The organism is Pseudomonas putida (genome assembly GCF_002025705.1).
GTDB classification, from domain to species: domain Bacteria; phylum Pseudomonadota; class Gammaproteobacteria; order Pseudomonadales; family Pseudomonadaceae; genus Aquipseudomonas; species Aquipseudomonas putida_J.
On the sequence record NZ_CP018846.1, the window covers coordinates 1636374 to 1657264 of the forward strand.

The window sequence follows — 20891 nt, forward strand, 5'->3', positions numbered from 1 at the left end:
TCCTGATGCTCAAGATTGTTGTATCAGCAGGTTGACCGGAAACTCCGCCAGCAAGGCGCTCAACAGCAGCTCCCTAGAAGGGCTGACCGCAGCGCTGGAGAAAAGTCCAGTCGAGTTGGCAGGCGACAAGGCAAACGGCAGGATCACCCGGGTGTCGTCCCAGTTCTGCGCCGGGATCAACGGTGTAGTGGCGCCGCCGAGCAGGCCGCTGGCCAGGCGCGGGGCGACGACGATGGCGCGTTGCTCTTCACCCAGGCGGGCGAAGGCGATGACCTGATCGGCATGCCGGCCCTGCACGTTCAGTGGCAGGTAGGCACCCCGGCGAAATAGCTCGGCGTGGGCCTGGCGGCAGTCCAGCACCCGGGCGATCAGGGCCTGCTTGATGCGGCCGTCGCGCCAGTGCGCCAGCAGCTCGCCGGGTGCGCTGGCATCGTCCAGGGTGCGGCGCCTGCAAGCGTAGTCCACGGCGCGGCGGTTGTCCGGGTCGACCAGGCTGAAGTCCCAGTATTCGTTACCCTGGTACAGGTCGGGCACGCCAGGCACGGTCATGCGCAGCAGGCTCTGGACCAACCCGTTGAGGGCGCCGGGGCAGGCGATCAACTGCGCGGCATCGGCCAGCGACTGGCGCAACTGCTGGTTTTCCCGCTCCAGCAGCAGGCCGTCGACATAGGCCGCGCAGGCCGCTTCATAGGCTTCGTTCGGCGCGCTCCAGCTGCTGCGCAGCTTGGCTTCGCGCAGGGCCTTCTGTTGCCATTGGCGGATGCGTTCGGCGTACTGGCGCAGCGCATTGTCGTCGTGCAGGTCGAGGGTCAGTGGCCAGCTGCCCAGCAGCGTCTGCAACAGCAGCAGCTCGTCGCCAGGGCTTGGTGCCACCCCGTCGTCCAGCTGTTCGCGCAGCGGTGCAGTCAGCTCGCGCCAGTGCTCCACACGGCTGGCAAACCACGGCCCGCGCTCACTCAACACGGCCAGGCGTGCGCGGCTGTCTTCGCCTCGCTTGTGGTCGTGGGTGGCGGTGGCCAGCAAGTTATCGGGGAAGTCGCGTAGGCGGCGCTGGGCTTCGTTGTGGAAGTGTTCGGTGTCGGCGCTGAACCGCTCGGCCTCGAAGCCGACGTCATTGCGCGACAGCAGCCGCGCCGAGCGGTAGAACGCGGTGTCCTCCACGGCCTTGGCGGCGCTGGGCGCGGTGAGCTGCTGGAAGCGCACGCAGGCATGGCGCAGGTGCTTGCGTGGCCGGCCCGGGGGCATCTGCCGCCAGGGCTGGCCACCGAGCCATTGCTCGAGCTGGTCGAGCAGCGGCCAGTCGGCTTCGCCCAGGTCCTGGCGGGCATGGGCCAGGGCCTGCTGGAAGAACCGCTCATCTTCGGCCGGGCGCCCGCAGGCGTTGAAGTAGGTGCGGTACACCGGGTAATGCGCGACCAGTGCCTGCAACGCGCGGCGGATTGCGCCCAAGGTCAGGTCGCGGGTCATCAGGTCGTCGCGGGCCACCTGCAACAGCGCCTGGGCCACCGATTCGCAGTCGCCGGCCAGGCTGGCGTTGAGCACCAGGTGGCGCGCCAGGCGCACTTCCTCAGGGAAGTCGGGGCGCTCGCTGACCGTCGCCCACAACTCGGTCAAAGGTCCTTCGCCAGCGGGGTCGTGCTGCAGCAGCGAGACCTGGTTCATGAATTCGTAGCCGGTGGTGCCGTCGGTCAGCCAGTCGCGGTGCAGGTGTTCGTCGGCGCCGAGGATCTTTTCCACATAGATCGGGAAGTGTTCCAGGGCCGCATGCAACGGGCGTTTGGCGAGCAGGCTGTCGACCCGGCGGCGCAGCTTGCGGCAGTAGCCGCGCGGGTCGGCCAGCCCATCGATATGGTCGATGCGCAGGCCGTCCACCAGGCCGCGCTCAACCAGCTCGAACAGCTTGGCGTGGGTCGCCTCGAACACCACGGCACGCTCCACCCGCAGGCCGCCGAGTTCGTTGATGTCGAAGAAGCGCCGCCAGTTGATGTCATCGGCGGCGGTGCGCCAGCTGGCCAGGCGGTAGGTCTGGCGTTCCAGCAGCAGGTGCAGGCGCTTGAAGCCATTTTCGCTGCGGCTGTCGAAGGCGACCAGGGCCGATTGCAGGTCTGCGCCTTCACGCACCAGGCGCGCCAGTTCGGCGTGCAGGGGCAGGGCATCGGCCAAGGGCTCGGCGGCGTCGCGCAAGGCGGTGAAATGCTCCGCCAGGGCCTTGAGTGCGGGCTCGGGGCTTTGCGCAAGAATCCAGCCATAGTCCAGCGGGCAGATCGGGAAGCGGTGCTCATAGTGGGCGACTTGCAGCAAACCCGATTGCTGGTCGAATTGCAGCGGGACCTCGCCATTCTTCAGCGCCGCACCATAGTCGCTGCCGAGGAACGGCAACAGCAACTGGCCGGCCAGCAAGGGGTCGCTGGAGTGCCACTGGATGTCGAAGAACTCCGCATACGGGCTGCGCCGGCCCCAGGCCAACAAGCTCTGCCACCAGGGGTTGTCGGCGCCGCCCACGGCCATATGGTTGGACACAGTGTCGAGAATCAGCCCCATGCCATGCTGGCGAAGTGCGGCCACTAGCCGCTGCAGTGCCGCCTCGCCACCCAGCTCAGGGTTGACGCAGGTCGGGTCGACCACGTCGTAACCATGGCGCGAGCCGGCGCGGGCCTTGAGGATCGGCGAGGCATACAGGTGGCTGATGCCCAGCTGGGCGAAATACGGCACCAGCGGTACGGCGTCATCGAGGCTGAACTCGCGGTGAAATTGCAGGCGCAGGGTCGCGGTCAACGGCTTCATCGGTCACGCTCCCAGGCTTGCTCGCGGGCCTGGGCCAGCAGTTCAAGGCGCCGTGCGGCGTCTTCGTCATCCAGCAGCTCGCGCACCGGCGCGGCGAAGCGCCGGCGCCAGTTGGGGTGACCGCTGGTGGTGCCCGGCAGGTTGGGCTGTTCGTCGCTGCCGAGCAGGTCTTCCAGCGGGATCAGCACCAAGGGCGCGCGGGTATGGCCGACGTAGCGGATGGCGGCATCGATCAGCGCGTCGTCGTCTGCTTGTGCGCCATAGTTGGCTTCCAGGGTGCGGCGCAGGCCTTCGCGTTCCTTTTGCCGTTCGTGGCGCCAGTGCAATTCGGTGGCGGCGTCGATCAGTTGCAGGCGGTGGCTCCAGTCGATGTCGCGGCTTTGCAGCCAGCCGGCCAAAGGTGCCAGGTCGTGGGTGCCGGTGGTGGCGAGGGCGTCGTCGGGCCAGTCGAGGATCGGTTTGAAGTGGCCGGGCTGGGTTTGCTCGAAGGGCAGCACGCGCATGCCCAGCACGGCCTTGGCAGCCAGCTGCTCGCGCAGGCCTTCGGGCACGGTGCCGAGGTCTTCGCCGAGGATGATCGCCTGGTGGCGCACCGACTCCAGGGCCAGCAGGCGCAGCAGGTCTTCGAGCGGGTAGTTGAGGTAGGCGCCTTCGGCGGGCGTGCAGCCCCGCGGAATCAGCCACAACCGGCGCAGGCCCATCACATGGTCGATGCGCAGGCCGCCGGCATGGGCCAGGTTGGCCCGCAGCATCTCGATGAAGGCACGGTAGCCGTTGCGCTTGAGCCCCTCGGGGGAAAAGGCGCAGATGCCCCAGTCCTGCCCCGAGCGGTTGAGGATGTCGGGTGGTGCGCCGACCTTGAGGTTGGCCAGCAGCTCGTCCTGGCGGCTCCAGGCCTGGCTACCGGCGCCATCGGCGCCCACTGCCAGGTCGGCGATCAGGCCGACCGCCATGCCATTGCTGCATGCGGCGTGCTGGGCACGTTGCAGGCTGCGTTCGGTCAGCCACTGGCAGAACGCGTGGAACTCGACCTTGGCCGGGTAGGCGTTGGCGAAGGCCTCGACTTCCGGGTGGTACGGGTCGTGCCAGGCGCTGGGCCAGTTGCGCCAGTCGGCGCCCAGGCCATGTTCGACAGCTTGTGCCTGCAGCACTTCGAAGCGGCAGTGATGTTCCAGGGCCTGGCCGCGGGCCTCACGGAAGCTGTCGAAGTCCTTGCGCAGCGGGTGGTCGGCCTGGCTGAAATCCTGATACAGCGCTTCGAGCAGGCGCAAGCGGGCGTCGGCGGCGCGGGGCCAGTCCACCAGCGGGCGCTGCTCAAGGTCTTCGAGCACCTGCTCCAGGCCACACGCCTCGATCGCCAGGCGCACGGCGCGCTCGCCCAGCAGCGCGGCGGGGCTGGCGTACAGGGTGTTGAGCAGCAGGCGGCTGGACGGTGAGTAAGGGCTGTAGTGTTGCTGGTCGATGGCCGACAGGGCATGGATCGGGCTGATCGCCAGGGCATCGGCGCCGCGTTCGGCGGCGTTGCGTGCCAGCTGTTCCAGCGCCAGGCAGTCGCCAAAACCGCCATCACCGTGGCGGCGCAGGCTGTAGAGCTGCACGGCCAGGCCCCAGCAGCGTGGCGGGGGTTCGTCGACGGCGTCGGCCAGGCTGTGGCAGCGCGGCGGAGCCACGGCGAGGGTGAAGCTGCGGTCGTTGATCTGCAGCAGGTGATAGCCGACCGGCAGGCCGCCTGGCAGGTTGCCCTGGGCATCGAGGGTCAGGTATTGCAGGCGGTTGCTTTCCAGGGTGCAGCGCACTGCACTGCCGGGCGGGAAGTAGCGCTTCAGGGGCAGCGGCTGGTCAAGGTCGGCGGTGATCAGCGGGGGCAGGTGCTCGGCGTCTTCGGCGGCTTCCACAGCGCGCAGGCTGGCCTGGATGGCTGGCTCGTCGCTGGCGGGGTGGCCCAGGCCGTCGAGGACCTTGCGCAGTACCTCGTCGCTGACTTGCTGTGGCCGGTTGTTGGCGTCGATCCAGTCGCGGGCCAGCCCTACACGGGCGGCCAGTCGGTGCAAAGCGGTTTCGCTCATGGGCTCTCCTGGCCGGGGGCTAGCAGGCTGACCACACAGCTGTGGGCGGCCAGCGCGGTGTCGGGGTGGCGGGTGTCGCTGCTGTCGAACAGGCGCTGATCGGCGGCGGGCAGTTCGACCGCCTGGGGCGTGGCGGCCAGGTTCAGGTCGATGCGCAGGGTGCTGCCGTCACCCAGGCGCCAGCGCGCGGTCAGGGCGTGGTCGCCCAGCACCTCGGCGCCCAGTGCACGGCTGCCGGGCAGGTTGGGGATGACGTGGCGTTGGCGCAGGTCGAGCAGTTGGAGATAAAGCCCGTGCCAGCCGGCGATGACCTCCTTGTTTTGTGGCCGCGAAGCCTCGAAGGTCTGTTCGGCATTGGGGTCGGGTATGTGCTCGCGCTGCTCGGGGTCGGCGAATGCCTTGAAGTGGGCGAACTCGCCGCGCCGGCCCTCGCGCACGGCATCGGCCAGTTGGTCATGGAAATCGGTGAAGAACAGGAACGGCCGGCAGCTGCCATCGTCATCACCCATGAACAGCAGCGGGATCATCGGTGCCAGCAACAACAGGCCGGTGGCCGCACGCAAGGCTGCCGGCGGGCACAGGCGGGTCAGCCGCTCGCCCAGGGCGCGGTTGCCGATCTGGTCATGGTTCTGCAGGAACAGCACGAACGCGCTGGGCTCCAGGTGCCCGCTGGCTTCGCCGCGTGGCGTACCGTGGCGGTTGGCCTGGCCCTGGAACACGAAGCCTTCGGCCAGGCAGCGGGCCAGCTTGGCGATGGGTTTTTCCTGGTAGTCGGCGTAGTAGCCCTCGGTTTCCCCGGTCAGCAGCACGTGCAAGGCGTTGTGGCCATCGTCGTTCCACTGGGCATCGAAGCCCTGTTCGAGCAACGAGGCCTGGTTATGCTCGTTTTCCAGCACCAGCCATACATGCCGGCCAGGCTCGACGGCAGCACGTACCCGTTGCGCCAGCTCGACGAGGAAGTCGGGCTGGTCGATAGCGTGCACGGCATCCAGGCGCAGGCCATCGCAGCGGTAGTCGCACAGCCACATCAGGGCGTTCTGGATGAAGTACTCGCGTACCTCGCGGCGGCGAAAATCGATGGCCGCACCCCAGGGCGTCTGGCGGTCCTGGCGGAAAAACGGGCTGGCGTACTGGTGCAGGTAATTACCGTCCGGGCCGAAGTGGTTGTAGACCACATCGACCATTACCATCAGGCGTTGGCCGTGGGCGTGGTCGACCAGGGCGCAGAGCTGCTCGGGGCTGCCGTAGCTGTGCTGCGGCGCATAGGGCAGCACACCGTCGTAGCCCCAATTGCGTTCGCCGGGGAACTGGCCCAGCGGCATCAGCTCGATGGCACTGATGCCAAGCTCGGCCAGCCTCGGCAGATGCCGGGCGACGCCCTGGTAGCCTTCGAGCACCCCGACATGCAGCTCCTGGATCACAGCTTCGTGCCAAGGCCGGCCTTGCCAGGGGTGCTGCCAGGCGTAGGCGCCGGTATCCACCACCTGGCTTGGCCCGTGCACACCCTCGGGTTGGTAGCGCGACGCCGGGTCGGCGACCTGCAGCTTGCCGTCGATGCGGTAGTGATAGCGGTCGCCGGCCTGGCACGGGGCAACCCCCGTGTACCAGCCGTCGTCCTCTGCCAGCAGCTCGATGGCGGGCCGCTGCTCCAGTTCCAGGCTCACGCTGCGCGCATCTGGCGCCCACAGGGCGAAGCGCGCCGACGTGGCGTCCAGCAGGTGTGCGCCATGCCTGTGCATCTTCGAACCCCCGTTCAGTAGCTCAGTTGTGCCTGCTTGACCAGGTCCTCATAGAGGCGCGCGTAGGGTTCCACCGCCTGGCACCAGTTGAACGGCTGGGTCATCGACAGGCAACGCATGGCATTGAGCAGGTCCTTCTTGCGATAGATATAGAAGGCACGGCTCAGCGCTTCGCGGTAGCTCTCGACGGTCGACTCATCGAACAGGAAGCCAGTGACGCCGTTCTCGATGGTGTCGGCCAGGCCACCGGTATTGCGCGCCACCGGCAGCGAGCCAAAGCGCTGGGCGTACATCTGGCTCAGGCCGCAGGGCTCGTAGCGCGAGGGCATCAGCAGGAAGTCGCTGCCAGCGAACATGCGCCGGGCGTCGGTTTCGTTGAAGCCGATGCGTACCCCGATCCGCCCCGGGTGACGCAACGCCAGCTCGCGCATGGCCTGTTCTTCTTCCGGCTCGCCGCGGCCGATGATCGCGATCTGCCCGCCTTGTTCGACGATGTAGTCGGCAACGCCCAGGGTCAGGTCCAGGCCTTTCTGATAGACCAGCCGCGAGACCACGGCGAACAGTGGCCCTTCGGACGGTTCCAGTTCGAACAGTTTGCGCACTTCGGCGGTATTGCGTGCCTTGCCGTCCCAGTCGTTGATGCTGAAGTTGTGCTGCAGGTGTTTGTCGGTGGCCGAGTCCCAGCTCTCGTCGATGCCGTTGGGGATGCCGCCGAGCAGACCCTGCTGGGCCTTGCTGGCAAGGAAGCCATCAAGCCCGCAGCCGAATTCCGGGGTGGTGATTTCCTGGGCGTAGGTGGCGCTGACGGTGGTGATATGGCTGGAGTAGGCAAGGCCTGCCTTGAGGAATGACAGTTTGCCGTAGAACTCCATGCCTTCCTGTTGCATGGCATGCTCGGGGATCGCCAACTCGGGGCTGCAGCCACGGCTGTAGACGCCCTGATACGCCAGGTTGTGGATGGTGAACAGGGTCGGCGTGTTCAGCCCGCGCCAGTGCATGTAGGCCGGTGCCAGGCCTGCGGGCCAGTCGTGGGCGTGCACCACTTCGGGCTGCCAGTGGATTTTGCCTTCGCCGGCAGCGATCTCGGCTGCGGCCAGGCCCAGGCGGGCGAAACGAATGTGGTTGTCCGGCCAGTCGCGACCGTTGTTGGCACCATAGGGAGTGCCGTCGCGCTGGTACAGCTCCGGGCAGATCAGTACATAGATGACCAGGCCGTCGGCCATGTCCATGCGGCCGATCTTGCACGGTGGCAGGGCGGCATGGCCGCCGAGCTCACCGACGATATGAATGGGGTTGTCGCTTTCCATGACCTGGCGGTAGCCGGGGATCAGCACCCGTACGTCGTGCAGGTGCGCCAAGGCGCGTGGCAGTGCTGCCGAAACGTCACCCAGGCCACCGGTCTTGACCAGGTCGGCAATCTCGGATGTGACGAACAGGATCTTGCGCTTGTTCGGGTTGTGCTGGCGCTGGGCGCCGGGTGCCGTGCCTGTCTTGGCGAAGTCCGGGGTGAGCGGTTCGCGGTTGTCCGGTTTGAATGAATCTACGTGAGGCTCGACAGCGGCACTGATCATACTTCTCTCCGTCCCTATGTGTTGGCCGGGTGCTGGCACCCGTTGCTATATCTCGTGCTGGTTCTCTCTGGTTCTTTATTTGCGTAAAGCTATCCATGCCCCGAAGTCGTGCGCACAGGCACAACGCGATCAGCATTCCGGCCGAAGGCGATTGGACTGGTTGGGGTAGGCGGCCGTGCGAAGGAAGTCCTTTTGCGTCTGGCCTACTTACTTGCTGACCCGCCACCATTTCCAAAAGTTCGACTTTTTTACGTCGCTCTTCCTCTGAGCAAATGGCGGGCCGAAACCTGAGTGTAGGAGAGCCGGCGATAAAAAGGTGACCCACTGGTCACTTTCGTTATGACCCGAGATAGACGCAAACGTTGGCGTGTGTGACCGGATGTGAACTGCTACGAGAAGTGAGTGTTCGAGGGTGGGGCAAGGCTGATTTACGCGTGCGCCATCGGGTGGCTGGATAGTGTGCAGCGCACCATGATGGTGCGAAGATTCAGCAGTGTGGGAGCGCGAAGCTCCCACCGAGGGAGGGATGAATCAGAGGCTGACGTTTTTACCGTCGCTACGTGCCTGTTCCAGCAACATGTGCAACTGGGCGACCTGTTGGCGCAGCTGGTCACGTTCGTCCTTCAACTTGCGCAGCTCATCGCGGCGCACGGAGACATAGAGGGTCTGGGTTGGAGTAGCAGGCATCAAGGTACCCATGAGCACACCTCGCGGTTTTGGCTGGTGACAGTTAAAGCGTAGACGCTTCACGCGGCGCGCATTCTGAATTCTTTCGCCGCCCATGGGAACTTTTTTGTTTAACGTTGTCACGCCGTTCGTCGCTGAACCCTCGTGCGTCGTGCTGGACTAATCTGAAAAGTTGAACTGTGTTTGTCATCCATTTCGAAAGGGGAGCATCGGCTCATGCAATTGGGAATCGTCGGGCTGGGCCGCATGGGCGGCAATATCGCAAGGCGCCTGATGCGCGCCGGCCACCAAACCGTGGTGCACGACCGTAACCGTGATGCCGTCGATACCTTGCATCGCGAGGGCGCCCTGGGCGCCCATGACCTCGGCGCGCTGGTGCAGAAGCTCAAGGCGCCGCGCGCCGTGTGGGTGATGCTGCCGGCCGGCGAGCCAACCGAGCAGACCATCGCCCAACTGGCCGAGCTGCTGGAGCCGGGCGATGCGATCATCGACGGCGGCAATACCTTCTACAAGGACGACATGCGCCGCGCCGCCGAACTGGCCAGGCGCGGGCTGCATTACCTGGATGTCGGCACCTCTGGTGGCGTTTGGGGCCTGGACCGTGGCTACTGCATGATGATCGGCGGCGAGAAGGATGTGTTCGAGCGCCTGGAGCCTCTGTTCAAGGCACTGGCGCCAGGCGTTGGCGAGATTCCGCGCACCCATGGCCGCAGCGGTGAGCACCAGCGTGCCGAGCACGGCTACATCCATGCTGGCCCGCCCGGCGCCGGGCACTACGTGAAGATGGTGCACAACGGCATCGAATACGGCCTGATGCAGGCCTATGCCGAAGGTTTCGACCTGCTGCGCAGCAAAGGTGGCAACGAGCTGCCGGAAGACCAGCGCTTCGACCTTAACGTCGCCGAGATCGCCGAAGTGTGGCGCCGCGGCAGCGTGGTCACCTCGTGGCTACTCGACCTCACCGCCGATGCGCTGGTGGCCGACCCGCAGCTGGCGCAGTTCAGTGGCTCGGTGTCCGACAGTGGCGAAGGCCGCTGGACCATCGATGCCGCCGTCGAGCAGGCAGTGCCGGTTCCGGTGCTGTCCAGCGCGCTGTTCGCCCGCTTCCGCTCGCGTCAGCAGCAGGGCACCTACGGCGACAAGATCCTTTCGGCCATGCGCCTGGGCTTTGGTGGCCACGTCGAGAAAAAAGACTGATGAGCAAACAGACCATTCCTGCTGCTCCGCCCTGCACGCTGTTCCTGTTTGGCGCCAACGGTGACCTGGTCAAGCGCCTGCTGATGCCGGCGCTTTACAACCTCAGCCGCGACGGCTTGCTGGACCGCAACCTGCGCATTGTCGGCGTCGACCACAACCCGGCCACGGCCGATGAATTCGCCGGGCGCCTGCATGCCTTCATGCAGGAGCGCGACAAGGGCGGCGAGGGCGCAGCCAAGTGCCTGGACGAAAAGCTCTGGTCGCGTCTGGCCAAGCGCCTGGACTACCAGACCGGCGACTTCCTCGACCCTGCCACTTACGCGGCGCTGGCCAAGCGTATCGACAAAACCAGCCACGGTAACGCCATCTTCTACCTGGCCACCTCACCACGCTTCTTCCCGGAAGTGGCCCAGCGCCTGGGTGCGGCCGGGCTGCTCGACGAGTCGGCCGGTGGCTTCCGGCGCGTGGTGGTAGAGAAGCCCTTCGGCACCGACCTGGCCAGTGCCGAGGCGCTCAACGCCTGCCTGCTGAAGGTGATGAGCGAGCGGCAGATCTACCGCATCGACCACTACCTGGGTAAGGAGACGGTGCAGAACATTCTGGTCAGCCGCTTCTCCAACGGCCTGTTCGAGTCGTTCTGGAACAACCACTACATCGACCATGTGCAGATCACTGCCGCCGAGACGGTCGGTGTGGAAACCCGTGGTGCGTTCTACGACAACACCGGCGCGCTGCGCGACATGGTGCCCAACCACCTGTTCCAGCTGCTGGCGATGGTCGCCATGGAGCCGCCGGCAGCGTTCGGGGCCGACGCCGTGCGGGGCGAGAAGGCCAAGGTGATCGGTGCCATCCGCCCCTGGTCGGCGAAAATGGCCCTGAAGAACTCCGTGCGAGGCCAGTACACGGCCGGCCATCAGGGCCGCAAGCGCCTGCCGGGGTATCGCCAGGAAAACAACGTCGCAGCCGACAGCCAGACCGAAACCTATGTGGCGCTCAAGGTGATGATCGACAACTGGCGCTGGGCCGGGGTGCCGTTCTACCTGCGCACCGGCAAGCGCATGAGCGTGCGCGACACCGAGATCGCCATCTGCTTCAAGCCGGCGCCGTACGCGCAGTTTCGCGAATCGGAGCTGGAGCGGCCCAAGCCCAACTACCTGAAGATCCAGATCCAGCCAAACGAAGGCATGTGGTTCGACCTGCAGGCCAAGCGGCCGGGGCCGGAGCTGGTGATGGAGAACGTTGAGCTGGGCTTTGCCTACAAGGACTTCTTCAAGATGACCCCGGCCACCGGCTACGAAACGCTGATCTATGACTGCCTGACCGGCGACCAGACCCTGTTCCAGCGGGCCGACAACATCGAGAACGGCTGGCGCGCGGTGCAGCCGTTTCTCGATGCCTGGGCCCAGGTGGGCGAGGTGCATGAATACCCGGCAGGCGAGGATGGCCCCGAGGCTGGCAATGAATTGCTGACGCGGGACAAGCGAGAGTGGCACAAGCTGGGGTGACAGTTCTTTGTTGCCTGCTCGAACCGCCGCGAAGAGGCCCGAGCAGGCAACCTCAAAAAAGGAGGTGCAATGCCCGCCCATATCGAAGACTACGCCCTGCTCGGCAACTGCCGCAGCGCCGCCCTGGTCAGCCGTGACGGCTCGATCGACTGGCTGTGCCTGCCGCGTTTCGACGCCCCGGCCGTGTTCGCCGCACTGCTGGGCAACGAAGAGAACGGCCGCTGGCGCCTGGCCCCCAGCGACCCTGTCGAGCACACCAGCCGCCAGTACCTGGGCGACACGCTGGTGCTGGAAACCACCTGGGTCACCGCCAGCGGCCGCGCTCGCGTCCTCGACTTCATGCCACTGGACGAGGTCAATTCGGTGGTGCGCATCGTCGAGGGCCTGTCCGGCGAAACCAACTTCGAAATGGACCTGGTGCTGCGCTTCGACTACGGCCGCAGCGTGCCCTGGGTAGAGAAAATCGACCCGCTGACGCTCAGTGCGGTGGCCGGTCCCGATCGTGTGATCCTGCGTAGCAGCGTGGTGCCCCACGGCCTCGACCACCACACCGTCGCCCGCTTTCGCGTGGGTGCCGGTGAGCGCCAGATCTTCAGCCTGCGCCATCAGCCCTCGCACTTGCCGGTGCAGCCCGACTGCGACATCGACCAGGCGCTGCAACACACCCTCACGCACTGGCAGGCGTTCGCCGACCGTTGCCCTGAGGTCGGTCCCTACACCGGCCTGGTGCGCCGCTCGCTGCTCACCCTCAAGGCCATGACCTACGCACCTACGGGTGGCATCGTTGCGGCGGTCACTACCTCGCTGCCCGAACGCATTGGCCACGAACGCAACTGGGACTACCGCTTCTGCTGGCTGCGCGACGCCACCATGACCTTGCTGGCGTTCATGAACCTCGGCTACTTCGATGAAGCCCAGGCCTGGCGTGAATGGCTGTTGCGCTCGGTGGCCGGCAACCCCGAACAGATGCAGATCATGTACGGCCTGGCCGGCGAGCGTGACCTGCAGGAATACACCTTGCCGTGGCTGGCCGGCTACGAACATTCGCAGCCGGTGCGGGTCGGCAATGCGGCTGCCGAACAAGTGCAGCTGGACATATACGGCGAACTGGCCGACGCCATGAGCCAGGCGATCAAGGGCGGCCTGCCGCGCCACCCGCGAAGTGCGGCGATCTCCCGGTTGATCCTGCCCTACGTCGAGCGTATCTGGCGCGAGCCTGACGAAGGGCTTTGGGAAGTGCGCGGGGGCCGTCAGCATTTCGTCCATTCCAAGGTCATGGCCTGGGTTGCCTTCGACCGCGCGGCGGGGCTGGCTGACACCACAGAGGAAGGCCGCGAGCATGGCCGCCACTATCGGCAGGTGGCCGACGAGATTCATCGGGAGGTCTGCGCGCGCGGGCTCGATGCCAGCGGCCAGCACTTCGTCCAGGCCTATGGCTCGGCCGAGATGGACGCCAGCCTGTTGCAGATCGCCCTGACCGGCTTCCTGCCGGCCGAGGACCCGCGCTTTCAGCGCACCTTGGTACAGATCGAGCAACGCCTGCTGAAGAACGGCCTGCTGCTGCGCTATGACAGCGACAGCTGCAGCGACGGGCTGACGCCTGGGGAGGGCACGTTCCTGGTGTGCTCGTTCTGGCTGGCTGATGTGTATGTGCTGCTGGGGCGCGAGGCCGAGGCGCAGGCGCTGTACCAGCAGCTCACCGGCCTGTGCAATGACGTCGGCCTGCTGGCCGAGCAGTACGACCCTGCCGGCAAGCGCATGCTCGGCAATTTCCCCCAGGCGTTCAGCCATATCGGCATCATCAATACCGCGCTGAACCTGCACCGGGCACAGTGCCCGGTGCGCGACAGGGCAAGATGTGGGTGAGTGTCTAACCAGCGACGGAGTAGACTTAGCCAACCCCATTCGGCAAGGAGCACGCATGAGCGTTCGTGGCCATGATCGGCAGATCGACAATATCGAGTTCAACGTCAGCGACATCGCACGGAGCAAGGCTTTCTACGGCAGCGTGTTCGGCTGGCGCTTCACCGACTACGGGCCGACCTACACCGAGTTCAGCGATGGTCGCTTGACCGGCGGCTTCACCACCGGCGAAGCGGTACGGCCGGGTGGGCCATTGGTCATCCTGTATGCCGGCGACCTGGAGGGCACGCAACAGCGGCTCGAAGCGGCCGGGGCAACAATCAGCCGGGCGACTTTTGCCTTCCCGGGTGGCCGGCGCTTCCATTTCATCGACCCGGACGGGTATGAGCTGGCTGTATGGACGGCCCAAGCCTGATGGCCAACCACAAGATCGAAATCCGCCGTCGCAATATCGAGAAGATCCTGGTCGCCGCTGAAAAGGTGTTTGCCGAAAAGGGCTATGGCGCAACGTCCATGGGGGACATCGCCGAACAGGCCGAGCTGCCGCGTTCCAACCTGCATTATTACTTCAGCACCAAGGACGAGCTGTTCCGCGCCGTGTTGCAGGACCTGCTGGATGTGTGGAAGCAGGACGCGCTGTGCTTCGAGAACTTCGACGACCCGCGGGTGGTGTTGACCAGCTACATCCGCGCCAAGATGGGCCACTCACGTTCACGGCCGCTGGGCTCGAAGATCTGGGCCGAGGAAATGCTGCATGGGGCGCCGGTGCTGGGCGTGAACCTGGCCGAGAGCCTGGTGCCCTGGGCAAAGCTCAAGGAAGACAAGATCCGCCGCTGGGTGGCGGAGGGGCGCATTCTGCCGGTGGAGCCTTCGGCACTGCTTTACATGATCTGGGCGTCGACACAGCACTATGCCGACTTTGGCTACCAGGTGGCGTTGCTGAACGAAGGGCAGCCACTGTCCGACAGGGCGTTCGAGAGCGCCGTGCAGACAGTGACCAGTGTGATCCTGCGCGGGATCGGGCTGGAGCCATGACGCGGTCTTTGTGGGAGCGGCCTTGTGTCGCGAAAGGGCTGCGCAGCGGCCCCGGGATTTCAGCCTCGCAGCAGAGATTGCCGGGGCCGCTGCGCGGCCCTTTCGCGACACAAGGCCGCTCCCACAAGGCGGGCCAGGCCGTAATCTGCTTCAGCTGGCCTCGCGGTAGGGGTTGCGAGGGTCCTGGGTCCAGTTCAGGTAAGGCTTGCCGGTATCCTGCGCGACCATCTCGATGCAGTTCTCCACCGGGCAGGTGATCTGGCACAGGTTGCAGCCCACGCATTCGTCCTCGATCACGCTGTAGGCATGCGTCCCGTCAGCTTTCAGCGTGCTGGCAATCGCCTGGTGCGAGGTGTCTTCGCAGGCAATATGGCAACGCCCGCAACCAATGCACGCATCCTGGTCGATATGCGCCACCGACTTGTAGTTGATGTCCAGGTACTTCCAGTCGGTCGTGTGCCCCACCGCCTGCCCGCGGAACGCCTCGAGGTTGCGGTGCCCGTGCTGGTCCATCCAGCGCGCCAGGCCATCCTTCATGTCCTCGACGATGCGGAAGCCATGCAACATCGCCGCCGTGCATACCTGCACCGCACCGCTGCCCAGGGCGATGAACTCGGCGGCATCGCGCCAGTTGCCGATACCGCCAATGCCGCAGATCGGCAGCCCGCGGGTTTCCGGGTCGCGGGCGATTTCGGCGACCATGTTCAAGGCAATCGGCTTGACTGCCGAGCCGCAGTAACCGCCGTGGGTACTCTGATCGCCGACGATGGGGTGGGCAACCATGCGGTCCAGGTCGACGCTGGTGATCGAGTTGATGGTGTTGATCAGCGACACCGCATCCGCGCCGCCGCGATGGGCCGCACGGGCCGACTGGCGGATGTCGGTGATGTTCGGTGTGAGCTTGACGATCACCGGCAGCGAGCAATGCATCTTGCACCAGCGGGTGACCATCTCCACGTATTCCGGCACCTGGCCGACCGCCGCGCCCATGCCGCGCTCGGGCATGCCGTGCGGGCAGCCGAAGTTCAGCTCGATGCCATCGGCGCCGGTGGCTTCCACCAGCGGCAGGATGAACTTCCACGACTCCTCCACGCACGGCACCATCAGCGACACGATCAGTGCGCGGTCGGGCCAGTCCTTCTTCACCTGGGTGATTTCCCGCAGGTTGATCTCCAGCGAACGGTCAGTGATCAGCTCGATGTTGTTGATGCCCTGCACCTGGCGGTTGGGGCCAAAGTGCGCCGAGTAACGTGAAGACACGTTGACTGCTGCCGGGTCTTCGCCCAGGGTCTTCCAGACCACACCGCCCCAGCCGGCCTCGAAGGCGCGGACCACGTTGTAGGCCTTGTCGGTCGGTGGCGCAGAGGCCAGCCAGAAGGGGTTGGGTGCCTTGATGCCGGCAAATTCGATGGACAGGTCGGCCATTTACGCTGCCTCCACATTGAGCATGAGTTGGGCATGGATGGCTTCGGCGGCCAGCTTGCCGTGTTGCACGGCCTGGACGGTGAGGTCCTGGCCCAGCGCGGTGCAGTCGCCGCCGGCATAGACGCCGGCCAGGCTCGTGCGCATGTTGTCGTCGACGCGGATACGCTCGCCGTCGCGCGTCAGTTGCGCGGCGACGGGGTCGTTGAGGCTGGTGTCGTCGAAGCGTTGGCCGATGGCCTTGAAGATGGCGTCGGCGGCCAGCTCGTAGGTTTCACCGGTGTCACGCAGGCGGCCGTCGGCCAGCTCCGTGCGCATGAAACGCATGCCACGCACGCGGCCGTCGTCATCGAGCAGCACGGCGTCGGGGCGGGCCCAGGTGTGCAGGCGCACCTGGTTGGCCTTGGCGATGTCCTGCTCGTGGCCGGTGGCACCCATGTCGGCATGGCCGCGGCGATACACCAGGTTGACATCGCGGGCGCCCAGGCGGCTCATCTGCACGGCCATGTCGATGGCGGTGTTGCCGGCGCCGATCACCAGGCAGCGGTCGGCCAGTGGCAGTTGCGCAAGGTCGTCGGCCTGGCGCAGTTCGCGGATGTACGCGGTGGCGGCGAGCAGGCCGGGGGCTTCTTCATCGGCCAGGCCGAGCTGGCGCACGGCGTTCAGGCCCAGGCCGAGGAACACCGCGTCGTACTGGTCGCGCAACTCGCCCAGGCTCAGGTTGGCGCCCAGGCGCTGGCCGTGACGGACCTCGATACCACCGATACCGAGCAGGAATTCCACTTCGCGCTGGGCATAGTCGTCCACCAGCTTGTAGCGGGCAATGCCGTACTCGTTGAGGCCGCCTGCTTTGTCACAGGCTTCGAACACCACCACATCATGGCCGTGCATGGCCAGCCGATGGGCACAGGACAGCCCGGCCGGGCCAGCACCGACTACAGCGATGCGCTTGCCGGTGGCGGGGGAGCGCTTGAACGGGTGTTCGCTGAAATTGGCATTGTCCAGGGCGTAGCGCTGCAGCTGACCGATCAGCACGGGGGCGCACTCCTGGGCGTTGTTACGCACGCACGCTTGCTGGCAGAGAATCTCGGTAGGGCACACTCGGGCGCAACTGCCGCCGAGGATGTTGGCCGACAGGATGCGCTCGGCGGCGCCTTGCAGGTTCTCGTCGCTGATGCGGTGGATGAACGAGGGAATGTCGATTTCGCTCGGGCAGGCATTCACGCACGGGGCGTCGTAGCAGTACAGGCAGCGAGCGCTTTCGACGGCGGCCTGGCGGGCGGTGAGCGGCGGGGCCAGGTCGGTGAAACGCTCGGCCAATTGGTCGCTGCCGGCACGAGGGCGCGGCAAATGGTTCAGGGCATCGATCACGGTTGTAGCCTCTCTTTTCTTTTTGGTTGTGGCAGCCAACGGCAATACGGCGCCGCCCGGCCTCTGAGGGCCGGTACGGCAATGCGGGACAGGTCAGCGCTGAACGGGTGTCGGGCGCTGTTGCTCGGCGCGCCGGCCCAATACCTCGTACACCGAGGGGTAGGCTGGCCGCTCCACGTAACGACCGGCGCCAGGCTCGGCGCGAAGGTCGCCATCGGCCCAGAGCACCTTGCCCTGGCTGATGGTGTGGCTGGGGATGCCGCGCACGGTGCGGCCTTCGAAGATGTTGAAGTCGACCCGCTGGTGGTGGGTTTGGGCGGAGATGGTGCGTGTGCCCTGCGGGTCCCACAGCACCAGGTCGGCATCGGCGCCGACGCGGATGGCGCCCTTGCGCGGGAACAGGTTGAAGATCTTCGCGGTGTTGGTCGAGGTCAGCGCAACGAACTCGTGCATCGACAGGCGCCCGCTATTGACCCCGGCGTCCCACAGCACCGCCATGCGGTCCTCGATGCCCGCGGTGCCGTTGGGGATGCGGCTGAAGTCGTTACGGCCCATGGCTTTCTGCTCGGCACAGAAGCAGCAGTGGTCGGTGGCGGTGGTGTGCAGGTTGCCCGATTGCAGGCCGCGCCACAGTGCTTCCTGGTGTTCGCGCGGGCGGAACGGCGGGCTCATCACGTAGCCCGCAGCAGTCGCCCAGTCCGGGTTGCGGTAGACGCTGTCGTCGATCAGTAGATGGCCCGGCAGTACCTCGCCATACACCGGCTGGCCCTTGGCCCGGGCGTAGGTGATTTCGTCCAGCGCCTCACGGCTTGAGATATGCACTACGTACAGCGGCGTGCCGATGGTTTCGGCAATGCGGATGGCGCGGCTGGCGGCTTCGCCTTCGACTTGTGACGGGCGCGACAGCGGGTGCGCCTCCGGCCCGGTCAGGCCCTGGGCCAGCAGTTTCTGCTGCAGGTGGTAGACCAGCTCGCCGTTCTCGGCATGCACGGTGGGCACCGCACCCAGTTGCAGGCAGCGCTCGAAGCTGGCCACCAGGGTGTCGTCGGCCGCCATGATGGCGTTCTTGTAGGCCATGAAGTGCTTGAAACTGTTGACCCCGTGCTGGTTCACCAGCTCGCCCATTTCCTCGGCGACCTGTTCGCTCCACCAGGTGATGGCGACGTGGAAGCCGTAGTCGGACGCGCTCTTCTGTGCCCAGCCGCGCCAGGTGTGGAAGGCGTCCAGCAGCGACTGCTGCGGGTTGGGGATGACGAAGTCGATGATCGAGGTAGTGCCACCGGCCAGCCCTGCGGCGGTGCCGCTGAAGAAGTCCTCGCTGGCGACCGTGCCCATGAAGGGCAGCTGCATGTGGGTGTGCGGGTCGATGCCGCCGGGCATCAGGTACTGGCCGCTACCATCGAGGATCTGGCAATCGGTAGGGGCTTCGAGGTCTTTGCCGATGGCGCGGATCTGGCCATCGACACACAGGACATCGGCGGGATAGCTCTCTTCATGGGTAACCACGGTGGCGCCACGGATCAACAGGGACATGCCGTCTTCCTCGCAGGCTGACCGGTCTTTGCCGGTTCTTGAAATTGTTATGTGCCAGTGGCTGGAGGATGCGCGTTAATCCTGTCAGACCTGACAAGATTGGAATCTAGATGCAGATTCGGGATTGTTCAAGAAAATAATTTATATGCTTATTCGTTTAATAACTTATTGATATTTAACGAATAATTGTTGTGATCACCAAAATGGTGAGGCCTTTCACCATTTTGACGCACTTGACAAGAAGCCAAATTGGTCAAGATTTTCCATGCAAAATCAGCTGCTTGATTCCTGGCTTCGAGGCGCAGGCCGGGCCGATGAAAAACCAGGCTGCACCAGTTTGAAACCTGTTGCAGGGGCCAGGGCCGGCCCAAGGTGGCGCAAGCGGCTGGCGAGGGAATAACCGTGCCCGCGCCTGCCGCGCAACAATGCTTTGCAGATCAGTTGATTACCTCCGGTCGGCGGCGGCCGGCCGGGTAGGCGCAAGCCGACCCGGCACGCAATTTGAGTACGGCCACAACCGCCAGGCCGGACCGGAGGAGCAGTACTGGTGGTGTGTGTACTCCGGCCATCGCGTTAGCCCGATGAGCAAACAACTAGAAGAAATCTGGAGAAGGCCCCATGCAACAGAGCAGATCGGAAGTGATCGAGCAGGCAGGCCTGTTCGAGCTGTCCGCAGGCAGTGACGTCCTCGACAGCCCGCGCTACAACCACGACATCGCGCCGACCAAGGTGCACCAGCGCACCTGGAACAAATGGCACATCACCGCGCTGTGGGTGGGCATGTCCATCTGCGTGCCCACCTACACCCTCGGCGGCGTGCTCACGGCCTACTTCGGCCTGAGCGTGGGTGAGGCCCTGCTGGCGATTCTGCTGGCCAACCTCATCGTGCTCATCCCGCTGACCCTCAACGCCTTCCCCGGCACCAAGTACGGCATCCCGTTCCCGGTGCTGCTGCGCTCGTCGTTCGGCATCCTAGGCTCGAACGTGCCGTGTTTGATCCGTGCGGTGGTGGCCTGTGGCTGGTTCGGCATCCAGACCATGTTCGGCGGCCTGGCCATCCACCTGTTCCTCGGTTCGATCTTCGACGGTTGGAAATCGCTGGGGGGGACCGGTGAGGTGATCGGTTTCATGATTTTCTGGGCGCTGAACCTGTGGGTGGTGCTGCGCGGTGCCGAGTCGATCAAGTGGCTGGAGACGCTGTCGGCCCCGCTGCTGGTAGCGGTCGGCTTCGGCCTGTTGTTCTGGGCCTTACCGCACATGTCGATGACCGAGTTGCTGGCGCAGCCACCCAAGCGCCCGGAAGGTGCCAGCGTGGTCGGTTACTTCTGCGCAGGTCTCACGGCCATGGTGGGTTTCTGGGCCACCTTGTCGCTGAACATTCCCGACTTCAGCCGCTATGCCAAGAGCCAGAAGGACCAGATCCTCGGGCAGATTTTCGGCCTGCCGCTGACCATGTTCCTGTTCGCCTCGCTGGGCGTGATCATGACTGCGGCTTCCGCCTCGCTGGTGGGTGAGACGGTGTCCGACCCGGTCAGCCTGATCGGCAAGATCCACAGCCCAGGCTGGGTGGCGCTGGCCATGGCGCTGATCGTGATCGCCACGCTGTCGACCAATACCGCCGCCAATATCGTCTCGCCGACCAACGACTTCCAGAACATCGCCCCGCGCCTAATCGGGCGTACCCGCGCGGTGTGGCTGACCGGCCTGATCGGCCTTGCACTGATGGGGCACGAACTGCTGAAGAAGCTTGGCTGGATCGTTTCCGACCTGAGCCTGGAGAGCGTCTATTCCAACTGGTTGCTGGGCTACTCCAGCCTGCTCGGGCCGATCGCCGGGATCATGGTGGTGGACTACTTCCTGATCCGCCGCCAGCAACTGGACCTGGCCGGCCTGTACCGCGATGACGTGTACCCGGCGTGGAACCTGGCGGGTTTTGCCGCCTTCGCCTTGCCGGTGGCGCTGACCGTGCTGGCCATCGGCAACAGCAGTTTCAGCTGGTTCTACGACTATGGCTGGTTCACCGGGTCGCTGCTGGGTGGGGCGCTGTACTACGCCCTGGGTGGCGTGGCGGTGCGCGGGCCGGCGATCGCGCCAGTACAAACCAATAAAAATGCCTGA

The 20891-nt window shown here is 65.4% G+C and carries 14 protein-coding genes; 6 read left to right on the forward strand and 8 right to left on the reverse strand.

What is annotated here, in order from left to right; all coding sequences use genetic code 11:
• Positions 1 to 9: 9 nt before the first annotated feature.
• The 5 genes from BUQ73_RS07475 to BUQ73_RS28475 form a co-directional block, all read right to left on the reverse strand.
• Complete coding sequence (locus BUQ73_RS07475; RefSeq protein ID WP_079227268.1) at positions 10 to 2784, reverse strand: malto-oligosyltrehalose synthase; 2775 nt, start codon at positions 2782 to 2784, stop codon at positions 10 to 12.
• A complete protein-coding gene (gene malQ / locus BUQ73_RS07480; protein WP_079227269.1) occupies positions 2781 to 4850 on the reverse strand; it encodes a 4-alpha-glucanotransferase in 2070 nt (689 codons plus the stop codon). Before malQ ends, BUQ73_RS07475 begins: the two co-directional genes overlap by 4 nt.
• Positions 4847 to 6589 (reverse strand): malto-oligosyltrehalose trehalohydrolase, encoded by a 1743-nt coding sequence (gene treZ / locus BUQ73_RS07485; RefSeq protein WP_079227270.1) that lies wholly within the window; start codon positions 6587 to 6589, stop codon positions 4847 to 4849. The genes malQ and treZ overlap by 4 nt, the downstream gene beginning before the upstream one ends.
• Before the next feature lie 14 nt (positions 6590 to 6603).
• A complete protein-coding gene (gene glgA, locus BUQ73_RS07490; RefSeq protein ID WP_079227271.1) occupies positions 6604 to 8160 on the reverse strand; it encodes a glycogen synthase GlgA in 1557 nt (518 codons plus the stop codon).
• A 531-nt stretch (positions 8161 to 8691) separates the two neighbouring features.
• Complete coding sequence (locus tag BUQ73_RS28475) at positions 8692 to 8859, reverse strand: DUF6026 family protein (protein WP_178092352.1); 168 nt, start codon at positions 8857 to 8859, stop codon at positions 8692 to 8694.
• A gap of 204 nt (positions 8860 to 9063) precedes the next feature.
• Between BUQ73_RS28475 and gnd the strand changes: the two genes are divergently transcribed.
• The 5 genes from gnd (at position 9064) to BUQ73_RS07515 (ending at position 14447) form a co-directional block, all read left to right on the forward strand.
• Positions 9064 to 10044, forward strand: a complete 981-nt coding sequence (gnd, locus tag BUQ73_RS07495) for a phosphogluconate dehydrogenase (NAD(+)-dependent, decarboxylating) (protein ID WP_079227272.1) — start codon at positions 9064 to 9066, stop codon at positions 10042 to 10044.
• The gene (gene zwf, locus BUQ73_RS07500; RefSeq protein WP_079227273.1) at positions 10044 to 11549 is read left to right on the forward strand and encodes a glucose-6-phosphate dehydrogenase; all 1506 of its coding nucleotides are present in this window, start codon (positions 10044 to 10046) and stop codon (positions 11547 to 11549) included. The genes gnd and zwf overlap by 1 nt, the downstream gene beginning before the upstream one ends.
• A gap of 69 nt (positions 11550 to 11618) precedes the next feature.
• On the forward strand, positions 11619 to 13415 hold the full coding sequence (locus BUQ73_RS07505; protein ID WP_079227274.1) for a glycoside hydrolase family 15 protein: 1797 nt from the start codon (positions 11619 to 11621) through the stop codon (positions 13413 to 13415).
• 55 nt (positions 13416 to 13470) lie between these two features.
• On the forward strand, positions 13471 to 13827 hold the full coding sequence (locus BUQ73_RS07510) for a VOC family protein (protein ID WP_079227275.1): 357 nt from the start codon (positions 13471 to 13473) through the stop codon (positions 13825 to 13827).
• A complete protein-coding gene (locus BUQ73_RS07515; RefSeq protein ID WP_079230498.1) occupies positions 13827 to 14447 on the forward strand; it encodes a TetR/AcrR family transcriptional regulator in 621 nt (206 codons plus the stop codon). The genes BUQ73_RS07510 and BUQ73_RS07515 overlap by 1 nt, the downstream gene beginning before the upstream one ends.
• A 150-nt stretch (positions 14448 to 14597) precedes the next feature.
• On the opposite strand, the gene preA is transcribed toward BUQ73_RS07515, so the two are convergent.
• From preA to hydA, 3 genes are all read right to left on the reverse strand, one after another.
• On the reverse strand, positions 14598 to 15872 hold the full coding sequence (gene preA / locus BUQ73_RS07520) for an NAD-dependent dihydropyrimidine dehydrogenase subunit PreA (RefSeq protein WP_079227276.1): 1275 nt from the start codon (positions 15870 to 15872) through the stop codon (positions 14598 to 14600).
• Positions 15873 to 17240 (reverse strand): NAD(P)-dependent oxidoreductase, encoded by a 1368-nt coding sequence (locus BUQ73_RS07525; protein WP_079227277.1) that lies wholly within the window; start codon positions 17238 to 17240, stop codon positions 15873 to 15875. It lies immediately after the preceding gene.
• A gap of 93 nt (positions 17241 to 17333) precedes the next feature.
• The gene (hydA, locus tag BUQ73_RS07530; RefSeq protein ID WP_027919704.1) at positions 17334 to 18773 is read right to left on the reverse strand and encodes a dihydropyrimidinase; all 1440 of its coding nucleotides are present in this window, start codon (positions 18771 to 18773) and stop codon (positions 17334 to 17336) included.
• A 618-nt stretch (positions 18774 to 19391) separates the two neighbouring features.
• Between hydA and BUQ73_RS07535 the strand changes: the two genes are divergently transcribed.
• Positions 19392 to 20891 (forward strand): NCS1 family nucleobase:cation symporter-1, encoded by a 1500-nt coding sequence (locus BUQ73_RS07535; protein ID WP_079227278.1) that lies wholly within the window; start codon positions 19392 to 19394, stop codon positions 20889 to 20891.

What these genes read in the sequence shown, in the direction of transcription:
- treZ (WP_079227270.1), bottom strand. Translation starts at nt 6,589, where the DNA reads ATGCACAGGCATGGCGCACACCTGCTGGACGCCACGTCGGCGCGCTTC.
- BUQ73_RS07515 (WP_079230498.1), top strand. Translation starts at nt 13,827, where the DNA reads ATGGCCAACCACAAGATCGAAATCCGCCGTCGCAATATCGAGAAGATC.
- glgA (WP_079227271.1), bottom strand. Translation starts at nt 8,160, where the DNA reads ATGATCAGTGCCGCTGTCGAGCCTCACGTAGATTCATTCAAACCGGAC.
- hydA (WP_027919704.1), bottom strand. Translation starts at nt 18,773, where the DNA reads ATGTCCCTGTTGATCCGTGGCGCCACCGTGGTTACCCATGAAGAGAGC.
- BUQ73_RS07510 (WP_079227275.1), top strand. Translation starts at nt 13,471, where the DNA reads ATGAGCGTTCGTGGCCATGATCGGCAGATCGACAATATCGAGTTCAAC.
- BUQ73_RS07505 (WP_079227274.1), top strand. Translation starts at nt 11,619, where the DNA reads ATGCCCGCCCATATCGAAGACTACGCCCTGCTCGGCAACTGCCGCAGC.
- BUQ73_RS07535 (WP_079227278.1), top strand. Translation starts at nt 19,392, where the DNA reads ATGCAACAGAGCAGATCGGAAGTGATCGAGCAGGCAGGCCTGTTCGAG.
- gnd (WP_079227272.1), top strand. Translation starts at nt 9,064, where the DNA reads ATGCAATTGGGAATCGTCGGGCTGGGCCGCATGGGCGGCAATATCGCA.
- zwf (WP_079227273.1), top strand. Translation starts at nt 10,044, where the DNA reads ATGAGCAAACAGACCATTCCTGCTGCTCCGCCCTGCACGCTGTTCCTG.
- malQ (WP_079227269.1), bottom strand. Translation starts at nt 4,850, where the DNA reads ATGAGCGAAACCGCTTTGCACCGACTGGCCGCCCGTGTAGGGCTGGCC.
- BUQ73_RS28475 (WP_178092352.1), bottom strand. Translation starts at nt 8,859, where the DNA reads ATGGGTACCTTGATGCCTGCTACTCCAACCCAGACCCTCTATGTCTCC.
- preA (WP_079227276.1), bottom strand. Translation starts at nt 15,872, where the DNA reads ATGGCCGACCTGTCCATCGAATTTGCCGGCATCAAGGCACCCAACCCC.
- BUQ73_RS07475 (WP_079227268.1), bottom strand. Translation starts at nt 2,784, where the DNA reads ATGAAGCCGTTGACCGCGACCCTGCGCCTGCAATTTCACCGCGAGTTC.